Genomic DNA, 25,549 nt, shown 5'->3' on the forward strand with positions numbered 1-25,549 from the left:
TCTCCAGAGACTACCGGTTCCTTGGGCGCGGAGCGCCTTGTACACACCGGACTGTCAGGGGGTCGATTTCGGGGCCGTTCTCCCGTCGCTCGGCGCGTGAGGACAGTCTCGACTGGGGAGCGTTAGTTTCGCCCCGTAAAGGGGTGACCGAACCTAAGGGGAAGGGGGGAAGGGGGGATGAGTTCGGTCAAGTGGATGCGTCCGAGGGGTTACTCTGTACGGTGCTGCATCCAACTGAACACAACCACTTCGAATATATAAATCATTCTGATTGTCAGTTCGGAGAACAGTCTCGACGGTGGTGTAATAGATATAACGTTGTTACACAAACTGAAACGACTATGCCACTTGATGACCTACCTCCCGGCATGGTGGAACACTCATCGGCACGACAGACTGGCGACGCCCTCGACCGGGCAACGGCCCACGTCGACCGCGCCGAAGAACTCCTGTGGGAGTGCGCTCGCGACTTCCCGGACGACGCGGACGACGAGTTCGACCGGCTCTTCGAGCGGTTGTGGGCCGTACAGAACGAACTCGGGAGGATGTCGATTCCGGCCGACGACGAGGATGCGGAAGAAAACGAAGTGGAGGGACGCGCGGAGGGGTCGGAGGCGCCGTTCGATTTCTCGACGACCGACGACTGACCACGATTCGGCTTCGGACGGGCTTCGCCGGACGCGAGGTCGCTATCCCGCCTGCCGTTCGAGCCACTCGCTCGCGTCGTCGACGAGGTCGGACAGCGCCGCTTCGACGGGTCTCTCACCGGCGAGGCTCACGCTCCACGTGACCTGCGACTGTATGGCTTGGAGGTTGAGCATCGTGTTTTGGACCCGCGACGCCAGCACCACCGGAACCGACGCGTCGAACCGACGGATTCCCTTGACAACCTCGACGCCGTCGAACGCCGGCGGGGCGTGAAGGCAGATGACCAGATGGACCGGTCCCTCGGCTAACCGCTCGAACAACTCCCGACTCGATTCCACGAACGCCACGTCCACGTCGCGCGTTGCTGCCGCCGGCTCCGCGGGTTGCGGGCCGTAGGCGAGGATGCGCGGTGTCGCCGCTATGCTAGTCTCGGACACGCGTCCGACTGTTCGCCGAGGGAGTATTTGACACTTTCTCCGACCCGAATCGACGTCAGAAGGCGTCAGCGGTCGTGTGCGGCGGCAGAATGTCGGGACGGCGGTAGGGCCGCCCGCGCGGCCGGGTCAGAACAGCGTGTCGAGGCGGTCGTCGACGACGGCCTCCGAGTCGTCCTCGCTGTCAGCGCCCGCATCGTTAGCCTCGCGGTCGCGGCGGTCCCGTTCGGCCTCGACGGCGGTCGACCGAACTTCGGCCACGCGGTCGCTCCGCGACACGTCGCCGAGGAGGACGAGCACGCCGACGTGGTCCGACTCCGGAAGCGGGTAGTCGCCGCCGCGGACCTCCATGCTCGCGGTCTGTTCTTCGACCCACGTCCGACTTCGCTCGATGGCCTTCCGGTTGAGCCACTCGGGCGGGCCGCTGACGACGACCAGCCCGCGGGAGGCGGAGTCCACGTCGCACGGGAGGGTGAGCCGCCCGAGCACCGCCTTCCGCGTCTGCGTCGTGATGCGGTTGATAGAGTCGAGTTCGTCCACCGACGACGACCCGCCGCCCAAGAGCCCCTTGATGCTGAACCCGCCGTCGTCGTCGCTCTCGGGGAGTTCGCTCGCCGCGTAGCCGATAGTCGAGATGCCGCCGCCGCGGAGGGTGTTGATTATCTCCGAGGAGTCGACGACGCTCTCGCCGACCGTCCCCGACTCGCTCACCTCGCCCGAGGCGAAGAGGATGCCGAGGCGGCGAACGAGTTCCTCGTTCATCGAGTCGTGGGCCGCCGCGACGTCCTCGCCGGTGTGCGCCCACGCCCCGTTGTCGAACGCGAACACGTGGTCCGTCACGTCGACGAACGTCTTGAGCGACCGCGCGGCGTTGCGCGAGTAGAGCGCGCCCTCGTCTGCGGCGGGGAGGATGCCGACGCCGTAGATGGGCTGTTCGTAGATGCGCTGGAGGTGCTTTGCGAGCACGGGGGCCGCGCCGCTCCCCGTGCCGCCGCCGAGTCCGGCGAAGATGAGAAACGCGTCGGCCGTGGAGGTCGGCGACCCGTCGGTGCCGCGCAGGAGCTGTTGGCTGTCGCGCTCGGCGAGTTCGGCGGCGAGTTCGTTGTCCGCGCCGACGCCGTGACCGCTCACCTCGTCCGCGCCGAAGAGGATGCGGTTCTCCTCGGGGACGAGATCGAGACCGCGGAGGTCCGTCGACGCGGTGTTGTACGCGACCGCGTCGACGACGTAATCGGCGTTCGTGCGCTGTTCGTACCGAAGGAGGGCGTCGAGGACGTTCCCACCCGCTTGTCCCACTCCGAAGCAAAGGACCTTCATCGTCTCTCTGTGGCACGCCATCGGTGGTGAATCTTCTGTTAGCGGACTGTCAGACTCGCGTCTCCGGCGCGCGTCGTCGCCGACGGGGTAGTTCTATACGAACCGGGTGAGAATCATCGGCAAACTGCATGACCTGTCCGCGGTGTTCACAGCCACTCTCGACGCTTTCGTTCGACGGTCGCGCGGCGCGCTACTGCGAGCGCTGCGGCTTCGTCGGCGTCGAGACGGTCCACGAGCGCGACGCGCCGAGCCGAGAGTCGTGGGACGACGCGATCGCCCGCTTCCACGAGCGGGCGGTCCGCGAGGCGCGCGAGCGGGAGGAGGCCGCGGGCAGTACTGGCGGAGCCGACAGCGGCGAATCAACCGACGGCGACACGACTGAAGACGTGGCTGATGTCGGTGACGACGAGGCGGACGACGAAGCCACCGACCGCGAGCCCACCGACTCGCAACTGAGAAACGGGGAGGACGGCGACCACGCGGGCGGCGAGTGACGCGTTCGCTCGCGCGCTCTCGGCGGCGCGTCGACCTCGGTCGTAAGGTACTGTCCGGTCGGGTGCGTCAGTTCGGGTCGGCGCTCAGTTCGATTCCGGCGCGGCTTCCGCTTCGGGTTCCGGTTCGGGTTCGGAGGCGCTCCCGTCGGACTCCTCTTCGGAGCGCGCGGCGACGAGCGACCCGCGGGCGACGCTGTACAGGGGCCGGTCGATGCTCCGGACCTCGTTGACGGAGAACGGAATCGTCGAGTCTTCGAGGTGGTGTTCGAACAGCTCCTCGAAGCCGTCGGGGCTGGAGGTGCCGCCGGTGACGACGACGGGCACGTCGAGGCCTTCCTCGATGTCTTCCTCGTCGACCTCGCGCTCGATGTTCTCGATGACGTAGTCGAGGAGGTTCTCGTAGTAAATCGAGAGCGCGCCCTCGACGCCGCCGACGTCCGTGCGGAAGTCGAGCTGGAAGTCGTCTTCCTTGATGGACGTGACCTTGTCGACGGCCGTCCCGGTGGCCTGGGCGGTCTGCTGGTCGATCCAGTCGCCGCCGCGGGCGATGGAGAACTGCATGACCGGCACCGCGTAGTACGCCAGACAGATGTTCGTCATGCCCGCGCCGAACGAGACACCGAGGCCGGTGAAGTTGTTGTCGGCGAGTTCGCTGTAGATGACCGCCATCCCCTCGTTGATGGGTTCGGGGTCGTAGCCCATGTCGCCGAGCATCGATTCGAGCGTCTTGTCGTGATACAGCGTCGAGAGGTCGGAGTCGATGGGGTCCGCCGGACTCGAATAGAACAGGCGCTCGTTCGGCCGGGAGGGCGAGCCGACGACCTGTTCGATGATGAGCTTGATCATCGGAATCGCGGAGGACTCCTCGCTGGAGAGGATGCCGTGTTGCATCGGCCGGCGCGTCTCCTTGCCGAAGATGTTCGCGAAGTTGAGCGCGTCGTCGCCGACGACGTACACCTTGTCGTCCTTGCGGATGTGGAGCACGTCGCTCCGCGAGAGCATCTGCTCCGCCATGTCGCTGTAGTCGATTTCGACGAACGAGTTTCGCTGCTGGACAAATACGGTCTCACTTCCATCCTGACTCGCGGACAGGATGTTCATGGTACCTACGTCAAGGCCTTTCGCCATACCTCACGCGTCGCAGGGCTGTCGCATAAATCTGTATGCGCTTTTGACATTCACTTCCGCCGATGAATCCAACGCCGAACCGATACCCCGGCGTCCCGCAACGACTCAGGAGAACAGTCCGCGAATCCGGTCGACCACTCCCTCGGAGTCCTCGCGTTCGGCCTCCGCCTGCTGTTGCTTCCGAAGTTCGGCCAGCGCGGCGGCTTGGTCGTCCGTGCTGTCGCCGACCGCCGTGTCCTTCTTCCCGCCGCGGAGCCCCTGCAGTCCGGCGACCGCGTCGTCGACGCCCCCGCCGCGCGTCTCGGTCACCTTGGCGTTCTCGAAGCTCGCGCGGTCCACGTCGTCGACGGCGGAGGTGTCGAGCTTCAGGCGGGTGGTCTCGGTCTTGCGGACGCCGCCCCACGACAGTTCGGTGTTCGACAGCGCCTCGTCCATGTCGCGGCGGACCTGCGCGGAGACGGCTTCCTCGTCTTCCTCGTCGGTCGCGTCGGCCGCCGCGTCGCTCCCGGTCGCGGCGGGGCCGCTCGTCCTCGCGCGGGCGAGTTGGAAGCCGACGAGCGACGTGCCGCTGGCGGCGACGACCGCCACCGCGCCGAGCGAGTAGATGCCGACGATGCGGCCGCTCTGGTCGGCGCTCGCGGAGACGTTCCAGTTGTGGGGGTACGCGCCGACGAACTGGACGACGGCGACCGCACAGACGAGGAGTCCAGCGCCCGCGAGGACCGTCGGGAACCGGTACTGGGAGGGAAGCAGGACCACGACGGAGACGAGGAGGAGGGGAATCCCGAGCGCGCCGGTGACGCCCGCGACCTCGCGGAGTTCGTACTTGAAGATGTTCTCGGGCGGGATGCCGCCGCTCCACACCACCGCCGCGAGCGCGACGGCGAGCAGTCCGATAGCCGTAAAGAACAGCGCGAAGCCCGCGTAGACGGTCGTCTCGTCGGGGTCGGCGTCGACGTACCGCCGATAGAGGGCGATGAGGGTGTTCTGCCCGTCACTCGACATACCTCAGACCATTCCCCCGCGCGACATATAATGTTCGCCGGGTTCGGGGTTCGTACCGCCGCCCGCGCCGACCCACTCGCGACCTCACGACCCACCGCCGTCCCGTTACTGCCCGCCGGTGGGTTCGACGGACATGTCGTAGGCCGCGACCGTGTCGCCGAGGGTCGCCTCGGTGAGCGTGGGGTCCGCGTCGAACCGGGCGCTGGTGAACCGGGCGGGGCCGTGGACGACGGTGTCACCGAAGGCCGCGGCGTCCGTCACGTGCGTGTACGCGAAGTCCAGTCGCCCCTCGATTTCCACTCCGAAGACGAGCGTCTCGACGGTGCAGTCGGAGAAGTCAACGTCGCGCTCGACGCGGACGCCCGAACAGAACAGCTCGTCGCCGAAGCGCGCGTGGTCGCAGACGACACTCCCGCCGACCGTGGTTTCGACCACGCGCACCGGCGAGTCGGCCGAACAGACCGCGTCGGAGAAGTCGAAGCCGCCGGCGACGGTCGCGCGGACGAACGACGCCGGTCCCGACTCGAACCGCGCGCTCCGGAAGCGGAGCGCCCGGCCCTCGACGGTCGCGTTGTCGAAGGAGACCGGGCCGCCGAACGCGCTGTGCGTGAAGTCGACGGAGCCGTCGCGGGCGGTGAGTCCCGTGCAGTCGACCGGACCGACGAAGGCCGCGGTCGTCGCGTCGATGCCGCCGTCCACGGTGAGTCGGGGCGCGTCGAGTTCGCCGTCGACCGTCAGGTGTTCGAGCGAGAGGCCGTCCTCGACGGTCGCCGACGCGGCGACGAGGTCTCCGTGGACGCGACAGTGCGCGAGCGAGAGCCGACGGTCGCACGCGACGTTCCCGAGGTCGAGGCGGCCGCCCAGTCGGGTGTGCGAAAGCCACGCCGGCCCGCAGAAACGAGCCTTCGCGAGCGACACGCCGTCATCGACGACGCCCTTCCTGAACGTTGCTCCGCCTTCGAAACGCGCCTCGGTCGCCACGACGGACCCCGCGCTGAAGCCGGTCGCGTCGAGTCGCCCGCCGAAGCGCGCCCCGCAGAGCACCCAGCGGCCGCCGACCTGCAGGCTGCGACAGGTGACCGTCGCGGGCGCGTCGAGTCGTTGCAGACACACCGTGCCGCCGACCGAGACGCGATCGAGTCGGAGCGCGCCGGTGAGCGTCGCGTCGCGCAGGTCGATGTCTTCTTTCACCATCGCGCCGCGGAAGTCGAGCGTCGCGTCGGACGCGAACGTCACCCCCGCGAGGTCGATGCGCTCGAACGTCCCGCCCACGAACGCCGACGGTCGCTCGGGGTCGGCAATCGCCTCGCGCAGCGCCTCGGTGACGGCCGCGGACCGCGTTTCGTCGACGGGGCGGTGAAACAGACAGCGGTCGGCCGCGCCGCTCGCGGGGTGCGGACACCGCCACACCGATGGCGATTCGTCGGCACCCGTCGCGTCGGCGGCGTCGAAGACGTGCCTATACGTACAGCGAGCGGTGCGTTCCACGTCGCTCGACCGTTCGTCGTTATCACGTAAATAGATTGTCACGAAATCGCGAACGGACGAGCTCGACCTTGTCGCGGTCGTTACGGTCCTCTCTGCTGTCGTCGCGGTCGTCGTAGTCGTCGCTGTCGTCGACTAAGAGAACTACTGTTCGACGAACGGCGCGCCGGCTTCCGCGTCGCCGACGACGGCCGAGAACGTCGCCGCGAACTCGAAGTCGCGGACGGGAAGCGTGACCAGCCGAACCGTCTCGCCGGTGCTGTCGTGGAAGCCGACGACGGTCCGGTCCGATTCGAGCTCGACCGAACAGCCGGCGAAGATGGCGCGGTTGAGCTGTATCGTCCGCACTTCGCGCACTTCGTCGGGGTCCGCGTGCTCGCCGTCGTGTCGAATCTGGACGAGGCGCGTCTCGGTCAGAAGCACCGTCATTCCCTCGTAGTGGCTGACCGACCGGAGCGTCTCGTGCTCACCGACGAACTGATGAATCGACTCGTAGAGGCTCATACACCGCCTACTCGACCGACTCGTATCAACTTATCTACAACAGTCACATCCGACGGTTCGCGCCGTCGGCGCGGGTTGCGAGGCTCACAACCCGCGACTCGAACGGCCGGACACCGGCCACCTGTCAGAGGCAAGCAGGCGGGCCGGGTCGCCGTGACTGGGCAATCGTGCTGTCCACATCCTGACCAACACGACCGCCCGCTATACGGTCGTCGTGCAGAGTATATCAACATATGTGCTCGTTGGCGGTGCGGCGACCGGGAACGGCGGTCCCCCGGTCAGTCGGCCGCCTCGATGCCGGGGTCGCCCGTCAGGACGATGATGTCGGCCATCCCCCGGACGGACCGGAACGGAATCCTCACTCCCCGCGGACCGACTTCGACCCCCTCGGGAGGGTCTTCGACGGAGACGAGAAGCGCGGTCACGCGGTCGGCGTCGAGGTCGACACAGAGGTCGACGGCCTCGCCCAACCGGTTCCCCGAGGCGGTGTACACGGGGCGGCCTTCGATGCTCGGAATCGGTTCGATGCCCGTCGGTGACTGGGGGACCATACCTACGCCATCGAACGTGTCAATGAAAAATACCTCGGTCAGTACGGACCGTCTTGGCCCCGTCGTCCCGACTCCCGCGGCGTTCGGGTCCCGAACGCGGACTCGAAAACCCGCTGTTTGCGCGGTCTTCGACACTCACTCGGCGACGTTCGACCGGCCCACGGCACTCCGGTTTCGGCGGTGTATCGTCGTGAAGGAAGGACGGATGCTGGCGCTCGTGACAGCCTGAGCGGCTGATATGCCGCTGCTCCGATACGTATTTAGGCACGCCTAATAGATATCTATCTGGTCAGGATAGCTGAGCCTCGGTGTTCCTTCCACAGACCCACCACCACTACTGAGGCCTCTGGCCACCTTCTTCGCCCCGGACTCGACCGTGAGCACGCGCTTTGCCCCCGTGAGTTCGATGCGCAGCGTCGTCGCCGAGCGACCGCTGTCGTTCCGGCGCGACGAAACGCGGCCTTCACGTTTATGTAGGCGAGCCAACTGGTTCGCGTATGGTGAACAATCCGGTGCGGGCGTACGGGGCGCTGGTCGTCGTCGTCGCGGCGGCGGTCAGCGGTGCCGTCATCCTCTCGGGGTTCGTCGCTATCGACTTCGTGCTCGACGCGGTCACCGTCTGGGGCTACATGGCCGCGGTCGGCGTGATGGTCGTCTGCGCGGTCGTCAGTTGGCTGACCGACCTTCCCGGTATCCTGTCGAGCGAGTTCGGTAGCGGCGGTCGGTGAGACGACGCGGGAGCGACCGCTCCCGCGTCGTCAGTTGAAAAAAGAAACGCCGTCGGGCCGTTCCCCCGCGAGGTGGGTTCAGTCCCGAATCTCGACGAACAACCGCTGTACGTCGACGATGTTGACCTCGCCGTTACCGGAGAAGTCGAACTCGTCGGCGTTGTCGGTGATTGCCGGACTGTTCCGGTTCGCGAACATGGCCTGCACGTCGGAGACGGTCACGTTTCCGTCGCCGTTGATGTCCTCGAACGTTCCGTCGCCGTCCGGGTCGGTCGGCGCGGCGTCAGATACGCCGACGGGTTCGAGGTCCACCGCCGTGAGGGTCGCGCCGCTCTCGGAGCCGATGTCGTACTCGGTTCCGGGCTCGCTTCCCAGCACCGTCTCCGACACCGCGAGTTCGGTGGTTCCGGCGGACGTGAGCGTGACGTTCACGCGGGCGAAGGTGACGGTCCCGTTCTGCGCCGTGTCCATGCCGAACGCGTCGACCGCGACCGAGTCGTTCTCCGCGCCGTAGGTCACATTCGCCGTGTGCGGCGAACCGAGGACGGTCACGTCGGTAATCGTTCCCGCCGTGCCGTTCGTCAGGTTGAGCGTCGTTTCGAACGCGCCGACGCCCTCGGTCACGTTCGTCGCGACGAGTTCGACGGTCACCGTCTCGTTCACGCTCGCGGTCGTCGGCGTCGCGAGCGCGCGGACGTCGACCGCGTCCGGCGTCGTGTCGGTCTCGTCGTCGCCCAACTGGACAGTCACGGTCCGGTCGTCGGCGAGCGCGAGCGTCTCGGTCGTCTCGACGCCTTCGAGGTCGGTCGCGTTCGGCGGCGCTTCGACGGTCAGCCGGAGGTCGCCGGCGAGTTCGACGCCGGGACGCCCCGTCGCGTCGAGCACCATCGTCCCGTTCGGAAGCGTGCTTCCGGAGACGAAGCCGACCGAACCGTTGTTGCGGTGGTCGACCGTCACGCGCGCGTTCTCGACCGGGTCGCCGCCGGCATCGACGACGGAGACGTTGAGGAGATGCCCCTCGGGAAGCGCGACCGTTCCGACGTCGCTCGGGGCGGTCCCGACGGAAATCGACGTCGCCGCGTAGACGTCCGGGACGGCGTCACGCGGGAAGCTCGTGCCCGCTTCGGCGTACCGTTCCTGGCGGAACTTCACGTTGTACGTCCCGTTTTTCGCGACGGCCACGCCGAACGAACCGTCGTCCGCCGTGCGAGCGAAGCCGCCGCCGGACGTCCCGTTCGTATCGCCGAGGACGACCGCGGTCCGGTTGTCCGCCGGTTCGTCGTCCGGCCGGACGAACTGGCCGGTGACGTTCACCCGGTCAGTCAGTCGGAGCGTGAGGTTCGTGTCCGACGTGACGTTCAGTCGCGTCCCGACGAAGGTCTTGTTCGGGCCGTACACTTGGACCTGGACGTTCCCGCCGTAATCGTTGGGAACCGCGTTCGGTCCGGCGACTTCGATACCCTTCGTCTGGCCGAAGATGAACTGACCGCTGTTGTCGGTCTCCCCGCTGACGGAGTCGAACACGCGGTTTCCGCCGTAGGCGACGACGACCGTCGCGTCGTCGGCCGGCTCGCCCTGCCGGTCGAGCACCGTCACGTTGAGCCGACTGGCGCTCGGTAGCTCGTCGCTCCCGAGATGCGTCGAACTGTCGGCGTAGACGCGGTGGAGCGGGAAGATGTCCGGAACTCCGTCGACTTGGCTACTCGGCTGGACGAAGGAGACCTGATACGCCCCGCTGGCGGCCGTCAGGTCGTATTCGCCGCTCGCCCCGAGCGACGACACGTCGCCGTCGGGTGCGCCGAGTCGGGTGTTGAGCGCGACTTCGCCGGGCGGGACGGTCCCGTCGGCGGCCTCAACGAACCCCGTCAGGTTCGATTCCGAGGCTCCCGTCTCGTTCGCGGCGAGCGTGAACGAGAGTTCCGTGTCGTTCGTCACGGTGACGCGCTGTCGCTGGATCGTCTCCTCGTACGTGTCGGTCCCCGCCGGCGGCGCGACCTCCACGGTCACGTTGCCGGTGAGTTCCACCCCGGGCCGGGACACCTCGCTAATCGTGAGCAGTCCGTTCGCGTTCGTCCGGGCTCCGTACGCCGCCTTCGCCGAGCCGTTCGCGTGTGTGACTCGGAGGCGCGCGCCTTCGACCGCAGTCCCGTTCTCGGCCGTCACGGAGACGTTGAGGACGTGTCCCTCGGGAATCTCCGCATCGACGGTCGTCGTCTGCGACGTGTTGATTCGGTCGACCGCGTAGATGTCCGCGACGCCGTCGCGCGGCCACGATTCGTCACCGAGCGCGGCCTCGCTCCCGTTGAACTGGTAGAAGGCGACGTGGTACTCGGTGTTTTGCAACACCGACTGGTCGAACTCGGCGATGTCCTGCGTCGTGTTGTAGAACCCGGAGCCGTTCGTCGTCGCGGCGGCCGACGGAACGTCGAGCGACCCGTCGAAGAACGCGACCGTGTCGTCGACAAGCGGCGTCCCGTCGGTCGTCGTGATGCGACCGGAGACGGACGTGGTCTCACGGACCGGTTCCGCGTCCTGATTGACGTCGATGTAGCCCTCGTCAGACGAGAGTCGACCGTCCGCGGTGACGGTCTGGACCATCGCGGAGTAGCTGTCGGCCTCGGTCGTCGCCGGAATCCTGACCGTCGCGTTCTCGCCCGGCTCGAACGTCCGGGTCGTGAGCACGCGGTCTTCAGCGTCGCTGTCCCACGAGTAGACGGTGAGCACACCGCCTTCGACCGTCTCGTCGGGAACGTCGTAGTTGACTGTCACCGTCTCGCCGGGTGCGACTTCGGTGTAACCGTTCCCGCGGTCCCCAACGCGGACGTTCACGTCGTACTGGCTCAGCGACGGTGACGTCCAGTAGTTGAAGTCCCGAGTCCGACTGTCGGCCGCGAGCGCGACCGAGAGCTGCGCGTCCGCGGGCACGTCGTAGGTGAACGACGCCTGCCCGCTCGCGTTCGTCGTCACCAGTCCGGTCGCGAACACGCCGGCTCGCAAGCCGTTGCGCGCACCGATGTACGCGACGGGCGCGTTCGAGACGGGTGAACCGTCCGCGTCGGTGAACGATATCGACCCGTTCGCCGATTCGCCGGGCACCGTCCCGTACTCCCCGTCGAGGTCGGTTCGACCCTGCGTGATGTCGGTGTAGCCGTAGCCGACGACCGTGCTGTCGTTGACGGTCGTCGTCGCCCGAATCTGGATGTTTCTGTCGTGGTAGTCAGCGAGCGAACGCGGCAGGTCGAACGTCGCCGTCGCCGCGCCGCTCGCGTTCGTCGTGACCGTCTGGTAATCGACGACCGTCCCGTCGACTCCCGAGAGCACGCGAACGTCCGTATCGCTCACCAGCGTGTCGTTTCGCTCGACCGAGACGGTCGCCGTCACGGTCCCGTTCGGACCGACCTCGCGGGCGGCCGGTTCGACCATCACCTCAGCCACCGGCCCGTCAGTCTCCGGCTCGTCTGTCACCGGGTCGTCGTCCACGGTCGTTCGGTTTTCGACTTCGAGCTCGGCGTCCTCAGCGATTCGAACGCCGTTCGCGTGGAGCGTGACGTCGTAGTGGACGCGGTACTCCGTCTGGTTCGCCGGCACGTCCCACGACGTCACGAACTGGCCGCTCGCGGTCGTCGTGAGCGTCTGCGTCTCGACGACTGCGTCGCTCTCGTTTTCGACGCGAAGCGTCAGCTCCTCGTCCGCCAGCGGCTCGCCCGTCTCGGTGAGAACCGTTCCGGAAATCGACGCGCGCTCGCCCGGTCGAAGCTCCCACCAGTTCGGGATGTTGACGGTGCTGATGTACTCCGCCGAATCGATGGTCGCGCGCTCGGTGTCGCCGTTCGGCCCGGTCGCGCGAACGACGTAGGGCCCCGTCTGCGTCGTCGTGAGCGTGACCCGAGCGAAACTGTCCGCCCCCGTCGTCACGTTCCGCTCAGTTACGCTTCCGTTCGGTGCCCGAATCTCGACGTGAACCGGGTCACCGGTCGTGGGTTCCCCGTCCACGCTCGTGTGGACGGCGACGCCCACGGTGCTGTTCCGCGGTGTCGTCTGCCGGTAGTACTGCGGAACGAGCTGGGCTCGCGCGCCAGCGGTAAAGCTCGCGTAGCCGGAGTAGCCGCTCGCCTCCGACGAGACGTACACTCGGTAGTCGCCGTCATCGCGGCCGGCGAGGTCGTAGTCGACGACCGCCGTCCCGTTCTCGCCGGTCGTCGCGTTGAACGTGTCCACCCCGTTCGGCGTCTCGATTTCGACGGTGACCGACGTGTTCGCCGGCGCGTACTCGTCGGTCGTCGTGTTCACCGCGCTCACGCGGATGTCGACGGTTCCGTCGCTGTCGTACGAGGGTTCGCCGTACTCGTAGGCGACGCTCGCCGCCACGTCGATTTCCGGCTCCGCGTTTTGACTGAACGAACTGAGGAGTTCGTCGGACGACTCGGTGTCGCTCGCCGTGACCGTCGAATCGTCCGTGAGTTCGACCCGTTCAGTCTGCTTTTCGATGCCGCCGTCGGTCCGTGCGTAGGTGACGACGAGATACTCCCCCCGCGGGAGCGACGACGTGTCCACGTCACCTCCTTCGAAGTGGTAGTCCGCGCCCGACCCCGTGTCGATGAACACCACCTCGAGAACCCCGCTTTCGTTTACTGGTTGTACTTCTGTGTCCGGTGGCTGCTGAATCTCCTCTGCCGCACTAACCCCAACCAATGCGACCGAGCAGACGAACAGCACTGCCCCTAGTGTAACTGCTATCCGTGCTCGCATCAGTCGCAAGTGTTTATTGAAATAGTATAATTGTACCGTACGCTGGAAACAATTGACTGGGCCGCGACGTCGGTGAGTCTCGCGACTCCCGACCGAACCACCGCGAGAACGCCTTCGGGACCTCACAAGCGCAGAATGGATGGATATAATAACTCTAACTTTGTTACACCAGCTGTGAGCATGGCTTCCAATCCTGTCTCTCGGCGACTCGTCGATGGAGACCGTCCTCTCGACTGTCACTCGGAGAAACAATTATTGGCTGTTACATGGACTTCCAACCGAATGAGTGCCTTCAGTACTCCGTGAACGTGCGGATTCGTAGGTGCTGACAAGGAACGTTCCATACAACATGGTGGCTACACACTACGAAGTGGGTGAAACAGTACCAGTAGACATCTGCTCGGTCCCCGCCGAGGAGGAAGAAATCACGTTCGCCGTCCCCGTCGACGTCTACGACGGGTACGGGAGCGCCAAGCACGTCTATCCGACAGAGCAAGTCGAACGCATCTGGGACCTGTTCGTCACGAACGGTGAAACCGACGAGGTGGTGGTCGCAGACGAAGTTCGGCTCTACACGATTCCACACGACGCGCTCCGCTGAGCGGGTCGTGGTCGCACGCTCGTTCGCCGCCGCGTCGTGCTCGACCCGCGAGCGCGAGCCACATTCGACGGCCGAACACAGGGTCGAAGTATCCGAGAGCTGACGATGGACCGAACGGTCCGAAACCCGCAGACGTACCATCGGTTCGACCAGACAAACCAGCGACAGCTATGCGCGCCCACGCGACGACGAACGTATCGAGTCGGACTGGTCGTGGAGGCGGCCGACACCGAGCAGTTCGCGTACAGGCGACTCGCACGGCGCGCCAAGTGATCGTAGACAGAACTCGGGGACTGTGCTCCGATTGTGGCGCGGCGAGCCGACAGTCGGGAACAAACCCAAATCAAACGTATCAATTCATCAGTTAGTCCTGCGAGTTGAGTAATCATTATCACGGTGCTCGTTGGACATATGGCTGAAACTTGAGCAGTACGACTCCGGAGTATGGGTAGGGAGCGGTACTGCTTACAGTAATGAAAAATTGTGTGGGTTGTCAACGCATGGCCAAAGAGAGATACGATGCAGGGGAAACCGTTCCGTCGACCATCTGTACAGTCACCGACGACGACGAGGGGCTGACGTTCGGGGCGACAGTCGACGTCGACGAGGGAGAGATTGCGTTCGCCGTTCCGGTCGAGGTTTACCACGGCTACGGGAGCGCGAAGCACATCTATCCGCTCGAACAGGTCGAAGACGTCTCGGACCTGTTCGCGACGAAGAGCCACTTCGAGGAGGTGTCCATCGCGGAGAGCGTGCAGTTGTACACGATGCCGCACGAGTCGCTCCGCTGACTGCGCGGCGCGCGAGTCGGCTCCCGCGCCGATTGTGGCCCGCCTCGTTCGGACCCGTTCGCTCACCTCCTCGGCGCGATATTCCGGTACTGAGTCACCGAGTTTCACATGATTATTTCTGGGTGTGTCTCTGTCGGAGCGAAGAGTCTACTTACCTGACCGTACCCATCACGAGCAATGACGCTCGAAGACGACGCCCGGGACTACCATCGACGGCCGCCCGCGGGGAAAGTGGAGATAGCGACGACGAAGCCGACGAACACACAGCGCGACCTGAGCCTGGCGTACTCGCCCGGCGTGGCCGCGCCGTGTCTCGATATCGCCGACGACGAGACGGCGGCCTACGAGTACACGGCGAAGGGCAACCTCGTCGGCGTCGTCTCGAACGGCTCCGCGGTGCTCGGCCTCGGCGATATCGGCGCGCAGGCGTCGAAGCCGGTGATGGAGGGCAAGGGCGTGCTGTTCAAGCGCTTCGCCGACATCGACGTGTTCGACGTCGAGTTCGACCACGACGACCCCCAAGCGTTCGTGGAGTCGGTCGCCGCGATGGAGCCGACGTTCGGCGGCATCAACTTAGAGGACATCCGCGCGCCCGAGTGCTTCGAAATCGAGGAGTCCCTGCGCGAGCGGATGGACATCCCCGTGTTCCACGACGACCAGCACGGCACGGCCATCATCTCCGGGGCGGCGCTTTTGAACGCCGCCGACATCGCCGACAAGGAACTGTCGTCGCTGAACGTCACCTTCTCGGGAGCGGGCGCGGCCGCGACCGCGACGGCGCGGTTCTACGTCTCGCTCGGCATCCCCCACGAGAACATCACGCTGTGCGACATCGACGGCGTCCTCTCGGAGTCGCGGGCCGAGGCTGGCGAACTCGACGAGTACGCCGAGCCGTTCGCCCGCGGCGTCGACGACGGCGACCTCGAAGACGCAATCGAGGGCGCGGACGTGCTCGTCGGCCTCTCGGTCGGCGATATCGTCAGTCAGGAGATGGTGCGGTCGATGGCCGACAACCCCATCATCTTCGCGATGGCGAACCCCGACCCGGAGATTTCCTACGAGGACGCGAAAGAGGCCCGCGAGGACACCGTTATCATGGCGACCGGACGGTCGGACTACCCGAACCAAGTCAACAACGTCCTCGGGTTCCCGTTCATCTTCCGCGGCGCGCTCGACGTTCGCGCGACCGAAATCAACGAGGAGATGAAGCGCGCGGCCGCGGAAGCGCTGGCGAACCTCGCCCGACAGGACGTGCCCGACGCGGTCGTCAAGGCCTACGGCGACGGCCCGCTCCAGTTCGGCCCCGACTACCTCATCCCCAAGCCGCTCGACCAGCGCGTCCTCTACGAGGTGACGCCCGCCGTCGCCGAGGCGGCCATGGAGAGCGGCGCGGCCCGCCGCGAGCGCGACCTCGACGACTACCGCGAGGAGTTGGAAGCCCGCCTCGGGAAGTCCCGCGAGATGATGCGCGTCGTCCTCAACAAGGCGGCGTCGAACCCCAAGCGCGTCGTCCTCGCCGAAGGGGAAGACGAGAAGATGATTCGCGCCGCGAGCCAGTTGGTCGAAGAGGGCATCGCCGAACCCATCCTCGTCGGCCGGACGAAAGAGATTCTCCGGACCGCCGAGGACCTCGGCCTCGACTTCGACCCGACTATCGCCGACCCCGAAAGCGGCCAGTGGAACCACTACGTGGACCACCTCTACGAGCGCCGCCAGCGCAAGGGCCTCACCCGGACGGAGGCGGCCGAACTCGTGCGGAGCGACTCGAACTACTTCGCCAGCGTCATGGTCGCTATGGACGACGCGGACGCGATGCTGACCGGGTTGACCCACCACTACCCCTCGGCGCTCCGCCCGCCGCTGCAGATTATCGGCACGGCCGACGACGCCGACTACGCCGCCGGCGTCTACATGCTGACGTTCCGGAACCGCGTCATCTTCTGTGCCGACGCGACGGTCAACCTCGACCCCGACGAGAACGTGCTCGCCGAGGTGACGAAACACACCGCCGAACTCGCCCGGCGCTTCAACGTCGACCCGCGCGCGGCGCTGCTTTCGTACTCCGACTTCGGGAGCGTCACGAACGAGGGGACGCGCAAGCCTCGCGACGCGGTCGAACAACTGCACGCCGACCCCGACGTTGACTTCCCGGTCGACGGCGAGATGCAGGCCGACACCGCCCTCGTCGAGGAGATGCTGACCGACACCTACGACTTCGCGGACCTCGACGACCCCGCGAACGTCCTCGTCTTCCCGAACCTCGAAGCGGGTAACATCGGCTACAAACTGCTCCAGCGCCTCGGCGGCGCGGAGGCCATCGGCCCGATGCTCGTCGGCATGGACAAACCCGTCCACGTCCTCCAGCGCGGCGACGAAGTGAAAGACATCGTAAACTTGGCCGGTGTCGCCGTGGTGGACGCCCAAGAGGAGTAACGAACCCCCAGTAGCGGCGGGCCGCCTCGGTTGGCCGCGGGGGTCTCCCCGTCGTGTCAGCACGAGAAATTAAATACGTTCGGCCGAGTCAGGAAGTATGGTCGAGTTGGGTACACACACGTCGGCGTCGGAGCGCCGGTTCGCACTCGGGTGGGTCGGGATGGCCATCGTGATGTCGCTCGCGGTGGCGGCCATCGACTTCCTCGAACTGCCGTTGCAGACGGTGTACGTGTTCGCGGCGGGCGTGACGCTTCGGGAAGCTATCGGGTTGGCGGTCTGGGCGCTTCGGCGCTGACGGCGGGGACGCGGTCGACTTCTCACCTCGCGGCGACCACCCTCGTCGCTTTTGTGAGTTCGCTGAGAATATCGAACCATGTTCGACCGACTCCTCTTGCCGACCGACGGGAGCGAGGGCGCGGACGCCGTCCTCGACCACGTCGTCGACATGGCCGCTGCCCACGACGCGACCCTCCACCTGCTGCACGTCGCCCCGCCGGAGCCCGAGCGCCGCCCGAACCTGCGCGACGAGGGCGACGACCGCGACGGCGACGACCCCGCCGAGCCCCGCCGAACCGACGGTGAGCGATTCGTGAGCGACGCCGCGGCCCGCGCGTCGCAGTCCGACGTGGCGGTCGTGACGAACATCGAGCGCGGCGAACCGTACCGGGTCATCACCGAGTACGCGAACGCGCGGGACGCCGACCTCGTCGTCATGCCGACCCACGGGCGGACGGGGCTGAGCCGACTCCTCCTCGGAAGTACGACGGAGCGCGTCGTCCGGCAGTCGGACGTGCCCGTGCTCACCGTCCGGCCGGACGCGGCGACCGACCTCGCGTACCCCTACGCCGACGTGCTGACGCCCACCGACGGGAGCGCCTGCGCGACTGCGGCGGTCACGTTCGGCAGCGAGTTGGCGGCCGCGACCGACGCCGCGCTTCACGCGATTTCGGTCGTCAACGTCGCGGCCTTCGGCGCGGACATCCGCGGCCCGCTTCTCATCGACGAACTCGAAGAGCGGGCGAGCGACGCGGTCGAAGCGGCGGGCGACGTGGCGGCCGCCGCGGGCGTCGAGACGGTCCGCGAGTCCGTCGGCCGCGACGTGTCGATTCACCACGGCATCCTCGCGTACATCGACGAACACGACGTGGACCTCGTGGTGATGGGCACTCACGGCCACACCGGCTTCGACCGCTACATGCTCGGGAGCGTCGCCGAGAAACTGGTTCGCACCTCGCCGGTGCCGGTGATGACGGTCAGAGAGCCGCGAGACGAGTAGGTCGGCGGCGCAAGTGTCGGCCAACGGGGGCGGCGGCCGCCGCCCGTCAGTTTCGGATGAGGTTCGTGACACCCGCGGTCTCGGCGATAATCCACCCGACGAAGACGAGGTAGGCCGCGCCGAGCGCGTAGCACTCCAGCCGCGAGAGCGACAGGTCCGTCCGGAGCAAGCCGAACAGCAAGACGGTCGCGAGCGTCAACACGCCCAGCATGGGGACGGCGACGGCGAAGTCGACCGGGACGCTCCCGACGATGAGGACGCCCACGGGGATGGCGACGAGCAGGTCGAACGTGTTCGACCCGAGGACGTTGCCGAGGCTCGTCGCACTGTTGCCGTCGGCGGCCGAGCGGACGCTGACGAGCGTGTCAGGAAGGCTCGTCGCGGCGGCGACGACGGTGACGCCGGCGAGGAACGTCGGAACGCCGAAGGTCGCGCTGAGCGACTCGACGCTCCCGACCAGTTGGTGGACGCCGACGAGGATGACGAGGAGGCCGCCGAGGAGGCGCGCCCACTCGCGGCCGATGCCGTCGCCGACGCCCGCGTCCTCGCTTTCGTACTCCGAGACGTCCTGCCATTGGATGAATAGGTAGAGACCGTAGAGGAGGAGTGGAATGAGCGCCACCGGGCGGGTGAGTTGTCCCGTCAGCGCCGGGCCGTCGGGGATGGGGAAGTAGATGACCGCCAGCGAGAAGGTGACGACGAGCGTGGCGACGGCGACCATGTAGAACTGGGCTTCCTTGTAGACGACGAGCCGGCTGGTTTCGAGGTCGCCGTCGGTGGCGAGTCCCGACAGCGCCGGAATCACGAGGATGTTGAAGATGGCCGAGCCGACGATTGCGCCGACGCCCATGTCGAAGACGCCCGCGGCGGCGGCGACGGCGACGCTGGCGAACTCGGGAAAGCTCGACCCGAGGGCGACGATGATAGAGCCCTGCACGACCGCGGGGAGGCCGTAGTACGCCGCGAGGTGGTCGGCCGACGCTTCGAGCCAGTCGCTGCCGACCCAGATGAGGCCGGTCATCAGGAGAATCACGACGACGTTCGCGAGCGGCGACGACGGGACGAGACTGCCGAGGACCATTGGAAGCCCGTTCAGCGACGCGGAAAAAGAAGCCACCGACACGGGGTGGTCGCGCGCGGTTTCGGTCGGTGGCCCGTTCGTCGCCGGTCGTCAGTCGTCGCCGTGGGCCGATTCGGGCGTGAACGTGACGCCGCCGATTTCGATTTCGTCGGGGACGCGGTCGGTGTCGTGCGCGCCGACCGGGGGAAGGTTCGCGTCGGCCGCGGGCGACGCGTCGAGGTCGGTCGCGGACGCGATTGTCTCCATCTCGCCGTCGGCCTCGCGGGCGTCCTGGTCGATGCGCATCGAACAGAACTCGACGCCGCACATCGAGCAGAAGCGCGCCTCCTTGTAGTTGTCGCCGGGGAGCGTCTGGTCGTGGTACGACCGTGCCCGCTCGGGGTCGAGCGCGAGGTCGAACTGCCGCGTCCAGTCGAACTCGTAGCGGGCCTCCGAGAGCGCGTCGTCCCAGTCGCGCGCGCCGGGAAGGTCGTTCGCAACGTCGGCCGCGTGGGCGGCGATTCGGTAGGCTGCGAGCCCCTCGCGCACGTCTTCGCGGTCGGGGAGGCCGAGGTGTTCTTTCGGCGTGACGTAACACAGCATCGCCGCGCCGGCGCGGCCCGCCTCGGTCGCGCCGATGGCGCTCGTGATGTGGTCGTAGCCCGGAGCCACGTCGGTGACGAGCGGCCCGAGGACGTAGAATGGCGCGCCGTCGCAGACGTCCTGTTGGCGCTCGACGTTGTCGGCGATTTGGTCCATCGGCACGTGACCGGGGCCTTCGACCATCACCTGCACGCCGTAGTCCCACGCGGTCTGCGTGAGTTCGCCCAGCGTGTCGAGTTCGGCGAACTGCGCGTCGTCGCCGGCGTCGGCCAGACAGCCGGGGCGGAGGCCGTCGCCGAGCGAGAACGTCACGTCGTGTTCGGCGAAGATGTCGCAGATGTCCTCGAACGCGACGTACAGGGGGTTCTGCTCGCCGTTTTCTTCCATCCACTGGGCGAGAATGGAGCCGCCGCGGGAGACGATGCCCGTCTTCCGGCCGTCGGTGAGCGGGAGGTGCTCCATCAGCACGCCCGCGTGAATCGTCATGTAGTCGACGCCCTGCTCGGCCTGTTTCTCGATGATGTCGAGGAGCAGGTCACGGGTGATGTCTTCGGGGCTGTCGACGCGCTTGACCGCCTCGTAGATGGGGACGGTGCCGATGGGGACCGGCGAGTACGCGACGTTCGCCTCGCGAATCTCGTCGAGGTTCGGCCCCGTCGAGAGGTCCATCACCGTGTCCGCGCCGTAGTGGACCGCGGTGTGGAGTTTCTCCAACTCCTCGGTGAGGTCGCTCGTCGTCTCGCTGTTGCCGATGTTCGCGTTGACCTTCGTGGCGAACTCGCGGCCGATAATCATCGGGTCGAGCGAGTCGTGGTTGCGGTTCGCGGGGACGACCGCCTGCCCCTCGGCGACCTGCGTTCTGACGAACTCGGGGTCGCGGTGCTCGCGCTCTGCGACGCGTTCCATCGCCGGGGTGACGCGTCCCTCCCGGGCGTGCTGGAGTTGCGTTGACGCCATGTATTACCTAGTGATACAACTAGATAATAACAGTTGTGACAGCCGCGAGTCACACGACTCTACCGAGAGAGCGTCCGCCGACTTACTGGGTGACCAAGACGATTCCGACGACCGCGAACGCGATTCCCGTGAGTTTCGTCACGGTCAGTTCGTCTCCGAGAACGATCATCCCGATGACAGCCGCGACGACGAAGTACATCGCACCGAGCGTGGAGACGACTGTCGTCGACCCACGCGTGAACCCGATGTACATCGAGATGAGGCCAATTCCGGTGAACAACCCGGCCACGCCGGCGAGTAGTCCCCCTCTCGCGGTGACTGCGAGCGACGCGTCTGAGACGATGATGAAGCCGAACGCGAGAAGCGCCGCGACGAGATACGAGATTGCGGCGGCGGTCCTCGGGTCGATGGACTCCGACGCGGCGTTGCCTAAGATGATCCAAATCCCCCACGTCACCATCGTAATCAGGCCGAACAACACAGCCGAGTCCATCTCTGGGAGTCCCATCGGCCGCCCCTCGCGTCGCTATTCAAAAGAAATCGGACCTCCATTATCGTCGGTGTATATATCGGGCGAGCAGTTGGGCGAAGAACTCGACGGTGAGACGCACCGTTCGGAGGCGTCCCGGGCGAGTACCGAGCCAGATACGTGATGTCGGCCGAGAGACTGCGAGCGAGTCGGGCGACCCCACCGAAGCGACAGGACGCAGCCGTTCTCACGTGAGGAGACGGAGGCGCGCGTGAGCGCCGCGACGACCCGACTCGTTCAGCCCTCGTAGCCGGCGTACTCCATCAACTTCGCGAAGATGTCGGTGTCCATCGCCTCCTTGTAGACGACGCCGCTGAGCATGCCGCCGGGGTAGAAGTTCCCGTTCATGACGTGGTTGACCTTGTGGCAGTGCATGAGGTAGATACCGGGTTGGGCGTCAGCCGTGAACTCTATGGTGTGGCGCTCCGCGGGCGCGATGTTCGTCACGTCCATGTCGTGGCGGGCGGCCTCGGGGACGACGCCGCCGTCCTTTTCGACGACCTGGAAGCGGTGGTTGTGGATGTGCATCGGGTGGCTCATGTAGCCCGCGTTGACGTAGTGGACCCGGACGGTGTCGCCCTGTTCGACGATGATGGGCGAGCCGTCTTCGGGGTGGAGCGTCCGCGGCGCGCTCTTGCCGTTGACGGTGAACACGTCCGGCTTCCGGTTCCGGGGGTCGTACGCCACGTTCTCGCCGGCCATCTGCCGGGGGAGCCGCGAGTCCCAGTCGCGGACGGTCATGAAGTACTCCCTGTCGGCCGGTTCGTACCCCTCCGGGTCGACGCGGAGGATGCCGTACATCCCCATCTCGATGTGCCGGTGGGTCTGGTAGTGACAGTGGTAGAGGTGCGTCCCGGGGACGTTCGCCGGGATGGTGTAGGTGTGTTTCTCGCCGGGGTCGACGCGGATGCCCGTCGTCGTCGGCACGCCGTCGTCCTTCCAGGCCTTGCGCACGCCGTGGAAGTGGACCGTGTGCGGGCGCATCCCGTCGGTGTTGTCCAGCGTGACCTCCATGTCGTTGCCCTCGGTCGTCCGGAGAATCGGCCCGGGGACGCTCGGCTCGCCGTCGTCGGCGCTGAACGCCCACACCTGCGGGAGTTCGACCGGCCCGCCCATCGTTTCGAGGGGGTGGGCCGCGTGGCGCGCCGGCGCGCTCTTGAGGGTGACCTGCCCGCCCTGTTCGTCCACCTGGACGACCTCCGGCGGACTGGTGTACGGCAGGCTCGATTCGCTCGTCTGGGAGACCGTCGTCTCGTCCGCGCCGACGGCGGCGTTGCCGTCGCCGTTCGTGGGCGCGGCACACCCCGCGAGACCGAGCGCTCCGACGCTTCCCGTTGCGGCGAGGAATTCGCGACGCGACACCGTCGAACCGGGTGCACCGACGTAGTTGCTCATTACAGTCGGTCGTTGGCCCGGGGGAGTGGAATACCGTCTCGGCGGTTCCCGTCTCACAGGAGTTGTCCGAACATGTTCGGCGTGGTCGATACGTACCGGGCGGGGGAACAGTCGAGTCGGGCGTGCCAGTCCGAATCGACGGCCATCGGTTCGACCGCACCGACGCTGGCACGCCGCGACTTTCATACGCCCCGGAGGTGTATCGGGGTCCGAACCGACGGCGCGCGGGTCGCGCCGCGAAATCAACTCTCACGCAGATGTCGACCAACCCACTCTCAGACGCGCTCGAACCGGACTTCGAGACGGTGTTCGACGCCCTCACCAGTTCGCAGTGCCGGACGGTGCTCCGACGGCTCGACGGGCCGATGACCGCCTCGGACATCGCCGACGCGTGCGACCTCCCGCGCTCGACGGTGTACCGGAAGCTCGAACAGATGGTCGAGGCGGGGCTCTTGGAGAAACGCGACCGCGGCCGCGACGCCGCCCGCTACGCGCTCGGCTTCGAAGAGGTGGTCGTGACGCGCGAGCCGGGCGACCTCTCGCTTTCGGTGTCGTCGCCGTCGCGGTCGGCCTCGGACCAGCTCTCGACGATGTGGTCGGCCGTCAGCGACCAGACCGACGACTGAGGGTTAGACCGTCGCGTCGTCCCGCGCGAGAAACGCCTTCATGACTTTACCCTCGGCCCGGTGGAGCTTCTCGCTCGTCGTCGATTTCGCCAGCCCGACGGCTTCGGCGAGCCCGGTGAGCGTGCACGTCCGCGGCGTGTCGTAGTACCCCTCGGCGACCGCCGTCTCGAGGAGGGCGTACTGGTCGTCGGTGAGGAGCGACTCCGTGTCTATCGACTGGTGGATGGAGACGAGGTCGAACGGGATGCCGAACTGGGTGAGCTGTTCGCCCAACTCCGAGAGGTTCTCCCGCGGCGCGGTCACCTCGACTGTCACCTCGCTGTCGACGATGGTGATGGGCAGTTCCAGCGGGATTCCCACCTCGCTGAGCGTGAGAATCAACAGCGGCTCGGTCGTCTCGAACTGCACCAGCGCGCGCTCCGGCTGTGCTTCGAGAATCGTCACCGAGACGACCGAGTCGTACTCGTCGATGGTGGTGACGACGGGCTCGATGTCGGCCGCCTGTATCTCGACGAGGCCGACGCCCGTCTCGTCGGCCGGCATCGCCGCGAGGACGGTGAACTCGGCGTCCGGATAGCGGCCCGAGAGGTCGGAGACCCAGACCTGCTCGGGGAGCGTGATGGAGAGTGTAGCCCGGGGCATCGGTAGTGAAACGAAGTCGTCCCCGCCGCACAAAGATAGTTCCGAACATGTTCGGGCACCGGCCGCGTTTCGGGAACCAGCGAGGCGGGTTTTTCACCGGAACCCCGACCGTCGAGTGTCGAGCGGGGCGGGTCCACCGCCTCGCCGCACTCAATCATGAGTTCGAACGATGCCACATCTCCGACGCTCGGCCGGCGAACCGTACTTCGACTCCTCGGCGGCGCGGCCGTCTCCACGACCGCGCTGGGAGGCGTCGCCGACTCCGCGCGAGCGCAGTCGGGGACCGACCTCGACTCGTGGTTCGCACAGACCTCGAACTACGAGGGGGTGGTGGACGAGACGGGGAGTTCGACGGTGACGGTGACGGTTGGGTCGCAGGCCAACGGCGGGGCGTTCGGCTTCGGCCCGGCCGCCGTTCGCGTCGACCCCGGAACGACCGTCGTCTGGGAGTGGAACGGGAACGGCGGCTCGCACAACGTCGCCGCCGAGGACGGGAGTTTCGAGTCCGACCTCGTCGGCGACAGCGGCCACACGTTCGAGCAGACGTTCGACGCGGAAGGCGTCTACACGTACGTCTGTACGCCGCACGAGACGCTCGGCATGAAGGGCGCAATCGTCGTCGGCGACGCCGGCGGCGCGACCGCGACCGAGGCGGCCGACTCGGCCAGCGAGGGCGAGTCGGAGTCCACCGAGAGCGCCGCCGAAGGCGACGCGGACCTCGACGCGTGGTTCGAAAACACCTCGAACTTCGACGGTGTGGACGCGCAGACCGGCCTCCAGCGCGTGACGGTCGAGGTCGGGTCACAGGCTAACGGTGGCGCGTTCGGGTTCGGCCCCGCGGCGATTCGCGTCTCGAAGGGGACGACCGTCGTTTGGGAGTGGACCGGCGAGGGCGGGTCGCACAACGTCGTCGCCGAGGACGGGAGCTTCGAGTCCGACCTCGTCAGCGCCGGCGACCACACGTTCGAACACACCTTCGAGGAGGCCGGGACGTACACCTACGCCTGCACGCCGCACAAGACGCTCGGGATGAAGGGCGCGGTCGTCGTCACCGACGACGAAGGCGGGTCGAACGCGCAGGTGGCCGAACCGTTCGGTGACTCCGAGACGGAGCGCCTCGGCGGCATCGCGCTGGCCGGGACGTTCGGCGCGATGCTGGCGTCGCCCGCGCTGTTCGGCGCGTTCATGTGGCTCAAGGGCGAGGGCGGCGAGTCGGCGGGCGAGACGTATCCGAAGGAGAAGTCGGAGTAAGTCGCCCGCAGGAGGAGTCGGGGAAGTCGATACCGTGTTGAATCGTTTTCTCGAATTACGCGCTCAGAACAGCGACGCGATTACCCCCGTGATATCCACGTGGAACCCCAGCCGCTGGACTCCCTTGTAGCCGAGGTAGATACCCACGATACCTAGTATCCCGGCGAGGTTGGGTGGGGCCGGAATCGGTGTTTCTATGAGGCCGAACAGGGCTCCGGCGAAGACGCCTGCCAGCAGGGCCAAAACGAGTTGCGAGGCCATAGGTGAGTCATCCGCGTTCCTCGGTAAATAAGTACAGCTATCGCCGCGACCGCGGCGACCGCCTCCGCAACCACGAGGCCG

25 protein-coding genes are annotated in these 25,549 nt (G+C 66.6%); 11 read left to right on the forward strand and 14 right to left on the reverse strand.

Translation table 11 applies throughout. The features are described from left to right. Nucleotides 1–368: 368 nt before the first annotated feature. Nucleotides 369–647 carry a hypothetical protein gene (locus tag AUR65_RS08575; RefSeq protein WP_058566442.1) on the forward strand — a complete coding sequence of 93 codons (279 nt, stop codon included), beginning with the start codon at nucleotides 369–371 and terminating at the stop codon, nucleotides 645–647. A 42-nt stretch (nucleotides 648–689) separates the two neighbouring features. Here AUR65_RS08575 and AUR65_RS08580 read toward each other — a convergent pair whose 3' ends face one another. Continuing rightward, nucleotides 690–1,085, reverse strand: a complete 396-nt coding sequence (locus AUR65_RS08580) for a response regulator (RefSeq protein ID WP_058566443.1) — start codon at nucleotides 1,083–1,085, stop codon at nucleotides 690–692. Nucleotides 1,086–1,211: 126 nt separating this feature from the next. After that, the gene (locus AUR65_RS08585) at nucleotides 1,212–2,399 is read right to left on the reverse strand and encodes a tubulin/FtsZ family protein (RefSeq protein ID WP_058566444.1); all 1,188 of its coding nucleotides are present in this window, start codon (nucleotides 2,397–2,399) and stop codon (nucleotides 1,212–1,214) included. A 128-nt stretch (nucleotides 2,400–2,527) separates the two neighbouring features. On the opposite strand from AUR65_RS08585, the gene AUR65_RS08590 reads away from it, so the two are divergent. Further along, the gene (locus AUR65_RS08590) at nucleotides 2,528–2,893 is read left to right on the forward strand and encodes a zinc finger domain-containing protein (RefSeq protein WP_058566445.1); all 366 of its coding nucleotides are present in this window, start codon (nucleotides 2,528–2,530) and stop codon (nucleotides 2,891–2,893) included. Between the two features lie 84 nt (nucleotides 2,894–2,977). Here AUR65_RS08590 and AUR65_RS08595 read toward each other — a convergent pair whose 3' ends face one another. The 5 genes from AUR65_RS08595 to AUR65_RS08615 all read right to left on the reverse strand — a co-directional run bounded on the left by AUR65_RS08595 (nucleotide 2,978) and on the right by AUR65_RS08615 (nucleotide 7,566). Next, nucleotides 2,978–4,021 carry a hypothetical protein gene (locus AUR65_RS08595; RefSeq protein ID WP_449271624.1) on the reverse strand — a complete coding sequence of 348 codons (1,044 nt, stop codon included), beginning with the start codon at nucleotides 4,019–4,021 and terminating at the stop codon, nucleotides 2,978–2,980. 105 nt (nucleotides 4,022–4,126) lie between these two features. Further along, nucleotides 4,127–5,026 carry a DUF7139 domain-containing protein gene (locus tag AUR65_RS08600; RefSeq protein ID WP_058566446.1) on the reverse strand — a complete coding sequence of 300 codons (900 nt, stop codon included), beginning with the start codon at nucleotides 5,024–5,026 and terminating at the stop codon, nucleotides 4,127–4,129. Between the two features lie 105 nt (nucleotides 5,027–5,131). Beyond that, the gene (locus AUR65_RS08605; RefSeq protein WP_058566447.1) at nucleotides 5,132–6,514 is read right to left on the reverse strand and encodes a pentapeptide repeat-containing protein; all 1,383 of its coding nucleotides are present in this window, start codon (nucleotides 6,512–6,514) and stop codon (nucleotides 5,132–5,134) included. A 141-nt stretch (nucleotides 6,515–6,655) separates the two neighbouring features. Beyond that, nucleotides 6,656–7,015, reverse strand: a complete 360-nt coding sequence (locus tag AUR65_RS08610) for a hypothetical protein (protein WP_058566448.1) — start codon at nucleotides 7,013–7,015, stop codon at nucleotides 6,656–6,658. 278 nt (nucleotides 7,016–7,293) lie between these two features. Further along, on the reverse strand, nucleotides 7,294–7,566 hold the full coding sequence (locus AUR65_RS08615) for a PRC-barrel domain-containing protein (protein ID WP_058566449.1): 273 nt from the start codon (nucleotides 7,564–7,566) through the stop codon (nucleotides 7,294–7,296). Nucleotides 7,567–8,063: 497 nt separating this feature from the next. Between AUR65_RS08615 and AUR65_RS08620 the strand changes: the two genes are divergently transcribed. Continuing rightward, on the forward strand, nucleotides 8,064–8,294 hold the full coding sequence (locus tag AUR65_RS08620; RefSeq protein ID WP_058566450.1) for a hypothetical protein: 231 nt from the start codon (nucleotides 8,064–8,066) through the stop codon (nucleotides 8,292–8,294). Nucleotides 8,295–8,372: 78 nt separating this feature from the next. On the opposite strand, the gene AUR65_RS08625 is transcribed toward AUR65_RS08620, so the two are convergent. Next, on the reverse strand, nucleotides 8,373–13,043 hold the full coding sequence (locus tag AUR65_RS08625) for a dockerin type I domain-containing protein (RefSeq protein ID WP_233194337.1): 4,671 nt from the start codon (nucleotides 13,041–13,043) through the stop codon (nucleotides 8,373–8,375). Between the two features lie 349 nt (nucleotides 13,044–13,392). On the opposite strand from AUR65_RS08625, the gene AUR65_RS08630 reads away from it, so the two are divergent. The 6 genes from AUR65_RS08630 to AUR65_RS08650 all read left to right on the forward strand — a co-directional run bounded on the left by AUR65_RS08630 (nucleotide 13,393) and on the right by AUR65_RS08650 (nucleotide 18,144). Continuing rightward, entirely contained in the window at nucleotides 13,393–13,644 is a 252-nt protein-coding gene (locus AUR65_RS08630; RefSeq protein WP_058566452.1) for a hypothetical protein, read from the forward strand. Nucleotides 13,645–13,749: 105 nt separating this feature from the next. Further along, nucleotides 13,750–13,917, forward strand: a complete 168-nt coding sequence (locus tag AUR65_RS20185; RefSeq protein ID WP_233194338.1) for a hypothetical protein — start codon at nucleotides 13,750–13,752, stop codon at nucleotides 13,915–13,917. Nucleotides 13,918–14,144: 227 nt separating this feature from the next. Then, complete coding sequence (locus AUR65_RS08635; protein ID WP_058566453.1) at nucleotides 14,145–14,435, forward strand: hypothetical protein; 291 nt, start codon at nucleotides 14,145–14,147, stop codon at nucleotides 14,433–14,435. Nucleotides 14,436–14,612: 177 nt separating this feature from the next. Then, on the forward strand, nucleotides 14,613–16,868 hold the full coding sequence (locus AUR65_RS08640; protein ID WP_058566454.1) for an NADP-dependent malic enzyme: 2,256 nt from the start codon (nucleotides 14,613–14,615) through the stop codon (nucleotides 16,866–16,868). A 97-nt stretch (nucleotides 16,869–16,965) separates the two neighbouring features. After that, entirely contained in the window at nucleotides 16,966–17,163 is a 198-nt protein-coding gene (locus AUR65_RS08645; RefSeq protein ID WP_004967129.1) for a hypothetical protein, read from the forward strand. A gap of 78 nt (nucleotides 17,164–17,241) precedes the next feature. Next, on the forward strand, nucleotides 17,242–18,144 hold the full coding sequence (locus tag AUR65_RS08650) for a universal stress protein (protein WP_058566455.1): 903 nt from the start codon (nucleotides 17,242–17,244) through the stop codon (nucleotides 18,142–18,144). A gap of 46 nt (nucleotides 18,145–18,190) precedes the next feature. On the opposite strand, the gene AUR65_RS08655 is transcribed toward AUR65_RS08650, so the two are convergent. The 4 genes from AUR65_RS08655 to AUR65_RS08670 form a co-directional block, all read right to left on the reverse strand. Continuing rightward, on the reverse strand, nucleotides 18,191–19,225 hold the full coding sequence (locus AUR65_RS08655; RefSeq protein WP_058566456.1) for a sodium:calcium antiporter: 1,035 nt from the start codon (nucleotides 19,223–19,225) through the stop codon (nucleotides 18,191–18,193). Between the two features lie 90 nt (nucleotides 19,226–19,315). Continuing rightward, a complete protein-coding gene (gene thiC, locus AUR65_RS08660) occupies nucleotides 19,316–20,764 on the reverse strand; it encodes a phosphomethylpyrimidine synthase ThiC (protein ID WP_058566457.1) in 1,449 nt (482 codons plus the stop codon). An 82-nt stretch (nucleotides 20,765–20,846) separates the two neighbouring features. After that, the gene (locus AUR65_RS08665) at nucleotides 20,847–21,272 is read right to left on the reverse strand and encodes an EamA family transporter (RefSeq protein WP_058566458.1); all 426 of its coding nucleotides are present in this window, start codon (nucleotides 21,270–21,272) and stop codon (nucleotides 20,847–20,849) included. Between the two features lie 258 nt (nucleotides 21,273–21,530). Then, a complete protein-coding gene (locus AUR65_RS08670; RefSeq protein ID WP_058566459.1) occupies nucleotides 21,531–22,688 on the reverse strand; it encodes a multicopper oxidase domain-containing protein in 1,158 nt (385 codons plus the stop codon). 257 nt (nucleotides 22,689–22,945) lie between these two features. On the opposite strand from AUR65_RS08670, the gene AUR65_RS08675 reads away from it, so the two are divergent. After that, the gene (locus AUR65_RS08675) at nucleotides 22,946–23,314 is read left to right on the forward strand and encodes a winged helix-turn-helix domain-containing protein (protein WP_058566460.1); all 369 of its coding nucleotides are present in this window, start codon (nucleotides 22,946–22,948) and stop codon (nucleotides 23,312–23,314) included. Nucleotides 23,315–23,317: 3 nt separating this feature from the next. On the opposite strand, the gene AUR65_RS08680 is transcribed toward AUR65_RS08675, so the two are convergent. Then, the gene (locus AUR65_RS08680; RefSeq protein ID WP_058566461.1) at nucleotides 23,318–23,956 is read right to left on the reverse strand and encodes a helix-turn-helix domain-containing protein; all 639 of its coding nucleotides are present in this window, start codon (nucleotides 23,954–23,956) and stop codon (nucleotides 23,318–23,320) included. A 156-nt stretch (nucleotides 23,957–24,112) separates the two neighbouring features. Between AUR65_RS08680 and AUR65_RS08685 the strand changes: the two genes are divergently transcribed. After that, complete coding sequence (locus AUR65_RS08685) at nucleotides 24,113–25,207, forward strand: halocyanin domain-containing protein (RefSeq protein WP_058566462.1); 1,095 nt, start codon at nucleotides 24,113–24,115, stop codon at nucleotides 25,205–25,207. 63 nt (nucleotides 25,208–25,270) lie between these two features. On the opposite strand, the gene AUR65_RS08690 is transcribed toward AUR65_RS08685, so the two are convergent. Further along, nucleotides 25,271–25,468, reverse strand: a complete 198-nt coding sequence (locus tag AUR65_RS08690; RefSeq protein WP_058566463.1) for a XapX domain-containing protein — start codon at nucleotides 25,466–25,468, stop codon at nucleotides 25,271–25,273. Between the last annotated feature and the right edge of the window lie 81 nt (nucleotides 25,469–25,549).

The sequence above is a fragment of the Haloferax marisrubri genome (assembly GCF_001469875.2).
Lineage (GTDB): Archaea > Halobacteriota > Halobacteria > Halobacteriales > Haloferacaceae > Haloferax > Haloferax marisrubri.

Coding starts and splice junctions, on each gene's coding strand:
- AUR65_RS08575 (WP_058566442.1), top strand. CDS start 369: ATGGTGGAACACTCATCGGCACGACAGACTGGCGACGCCCTCGACCGG.
- AUR65_RS08585 (WP_058566444.1), bottom strand. CDS start 2,399: ATGAAGGTCCTTTGCTTCGGAGTGGGACAAGCGGGTGGGAACGTCCTC.
- AUR65_RS08590 (WP_058566445.1), top strand. CDS start 2,528: ATGACCTGTCCGCGGTGTTCACAGCCACTCTCGACGCTTTCGTTCGAC.
- AUR65_RS08595 (WP_449271624.1), bottom strand. CDS start 4,021: ATGGCGAAAGGCCTTGACGTAGGTACCATGAACATCCTGTCCGCGAGT.
- AUR65_RS08600 (WP_058566446.1), bottom strand. CDS start 5,026: ATGTCGAGTGACGGGCAGAACACCCTCATCGCCCTCTATCGGCGGTAC.
- AUR65_RS08610 (WP_058566448.1), bottom strand. CDS start 7,015: ATGAGCCTCTACGAGTCGATTCATCAGTTCGTCGGTGAGCACGAGACG.
- AUR65_RS08615 (WP_058566449.1), bottom strand. CDS start 7,566: ATGGTCCCCCAGTCACCGACGGGCATCGAACCGATTCCGAGCATCGAA.
- AUR65_RS08620 (WP_058566450.1), top strand. CDS start 8,064: ATGGTGAACAATCCGGTGCGGGCGTACGGGGCGCTGGTCGTCGTCGTC.
- AUR65_RS08625 (WP_233194337.1), bottom strand. CDS start 13,043: ATGCGAGCACGGATAGCAGTTACACTAGGGGCAGTGCTGTTCGTCTGC.
- AUR65_RS08630 (WP_058566452.1), top strand. CDS start 13,393: ATGGTGGCTACACACTACGAAGTGGGTGAAACAGTACCAGTAGACATC.
- AUR65_RS20185 (WP_233194338.1), top strand. CDS start 13,750: ATGGACCGAACGGTCCGAAACCCGCAGACGTACCATCGGTTCGACCAG.
- AUR65_RS08635 (WP_058566453.1), top strand. CDS start 14,145: ATGGCCAAAGAGAGATACGATGCAGGGGAAACCGTTCCGTCGACCATC.
- AUR65_RS08640 (WP_058566454.1), top strand. CDS start 14,613: ATGACGCTCGAAGACGACGCCCGGGACTACCATCGACGGCCGCCCGCG.
- AUR65_RS08645 (WP_004967129.1), top strand. CDS start 16,966: ATGGTCGAGTTGGGTACACACACGTCGGCGTCGGAGCGCCGGTTCGCA.
- AUR65_RS08650 (WP_058566455.1), top strand. CDS start 17,242: ATGTTCGACCGACTCCTCTTGCCGACCGACGGGAGCGAGGGCGCGGAC.
- AUR65_RS08655 (WP_058566456.1), bottom strand. CDS start 19,225: ATGGTCCTCGGCAGTCTCGTCCCGTCGTCGCCGCTCGCGAACGTCGTC.
- thiC (WP_058566457.1), bottom strand. CDS start 20,764: ATGGCGTCAACGCAACTCCAGCACGCCCGGGAGGGACGCGTCACCCCG.
- AUR65_RS08665 (WP_058566458.1), bottom strand. CDS start 21,272: ATGGGACTCCCAGAGATGGACTCGGCTGTGTTGTTCGGCCTGATTACG.
- AUR65_RS08670 (WP_058566459.1), bottom strand. CDS start 22,688: ATGAGCAACTACGTCGGTGCACCCGGTTCGACGGTGTCGCGTCGCGAA.
- AUR65_RS08675 (WP_058566460.1), top strand. CDS start 22,946: ATGTCGACCAACCCACTCTCAGACGCGCTCGAACCGGACTTCGAGACG.
- AUR65_RS08680 (WP_058566461.1), bottom strand. CDS start 23,956: ATGCCCCGGGCTACACTCTCCATCACGCTCCCCGAGCAGGTCTGGGTC.
- AUR65_RS08685 (WP_058566462.1), top strand. CDS start 24,113: ATGAGTTCGAACGATGCCACATCTCCGACGCTCGGCCGGCGAACCGTA.
- AUR65_RS08690 (WP_058566463.1), bottom strand. CDS start 25,468: ATGGCCTCGCAACTCGTTTTGGCCCTGCTGGCAGGCGTCTTCGCCGGA.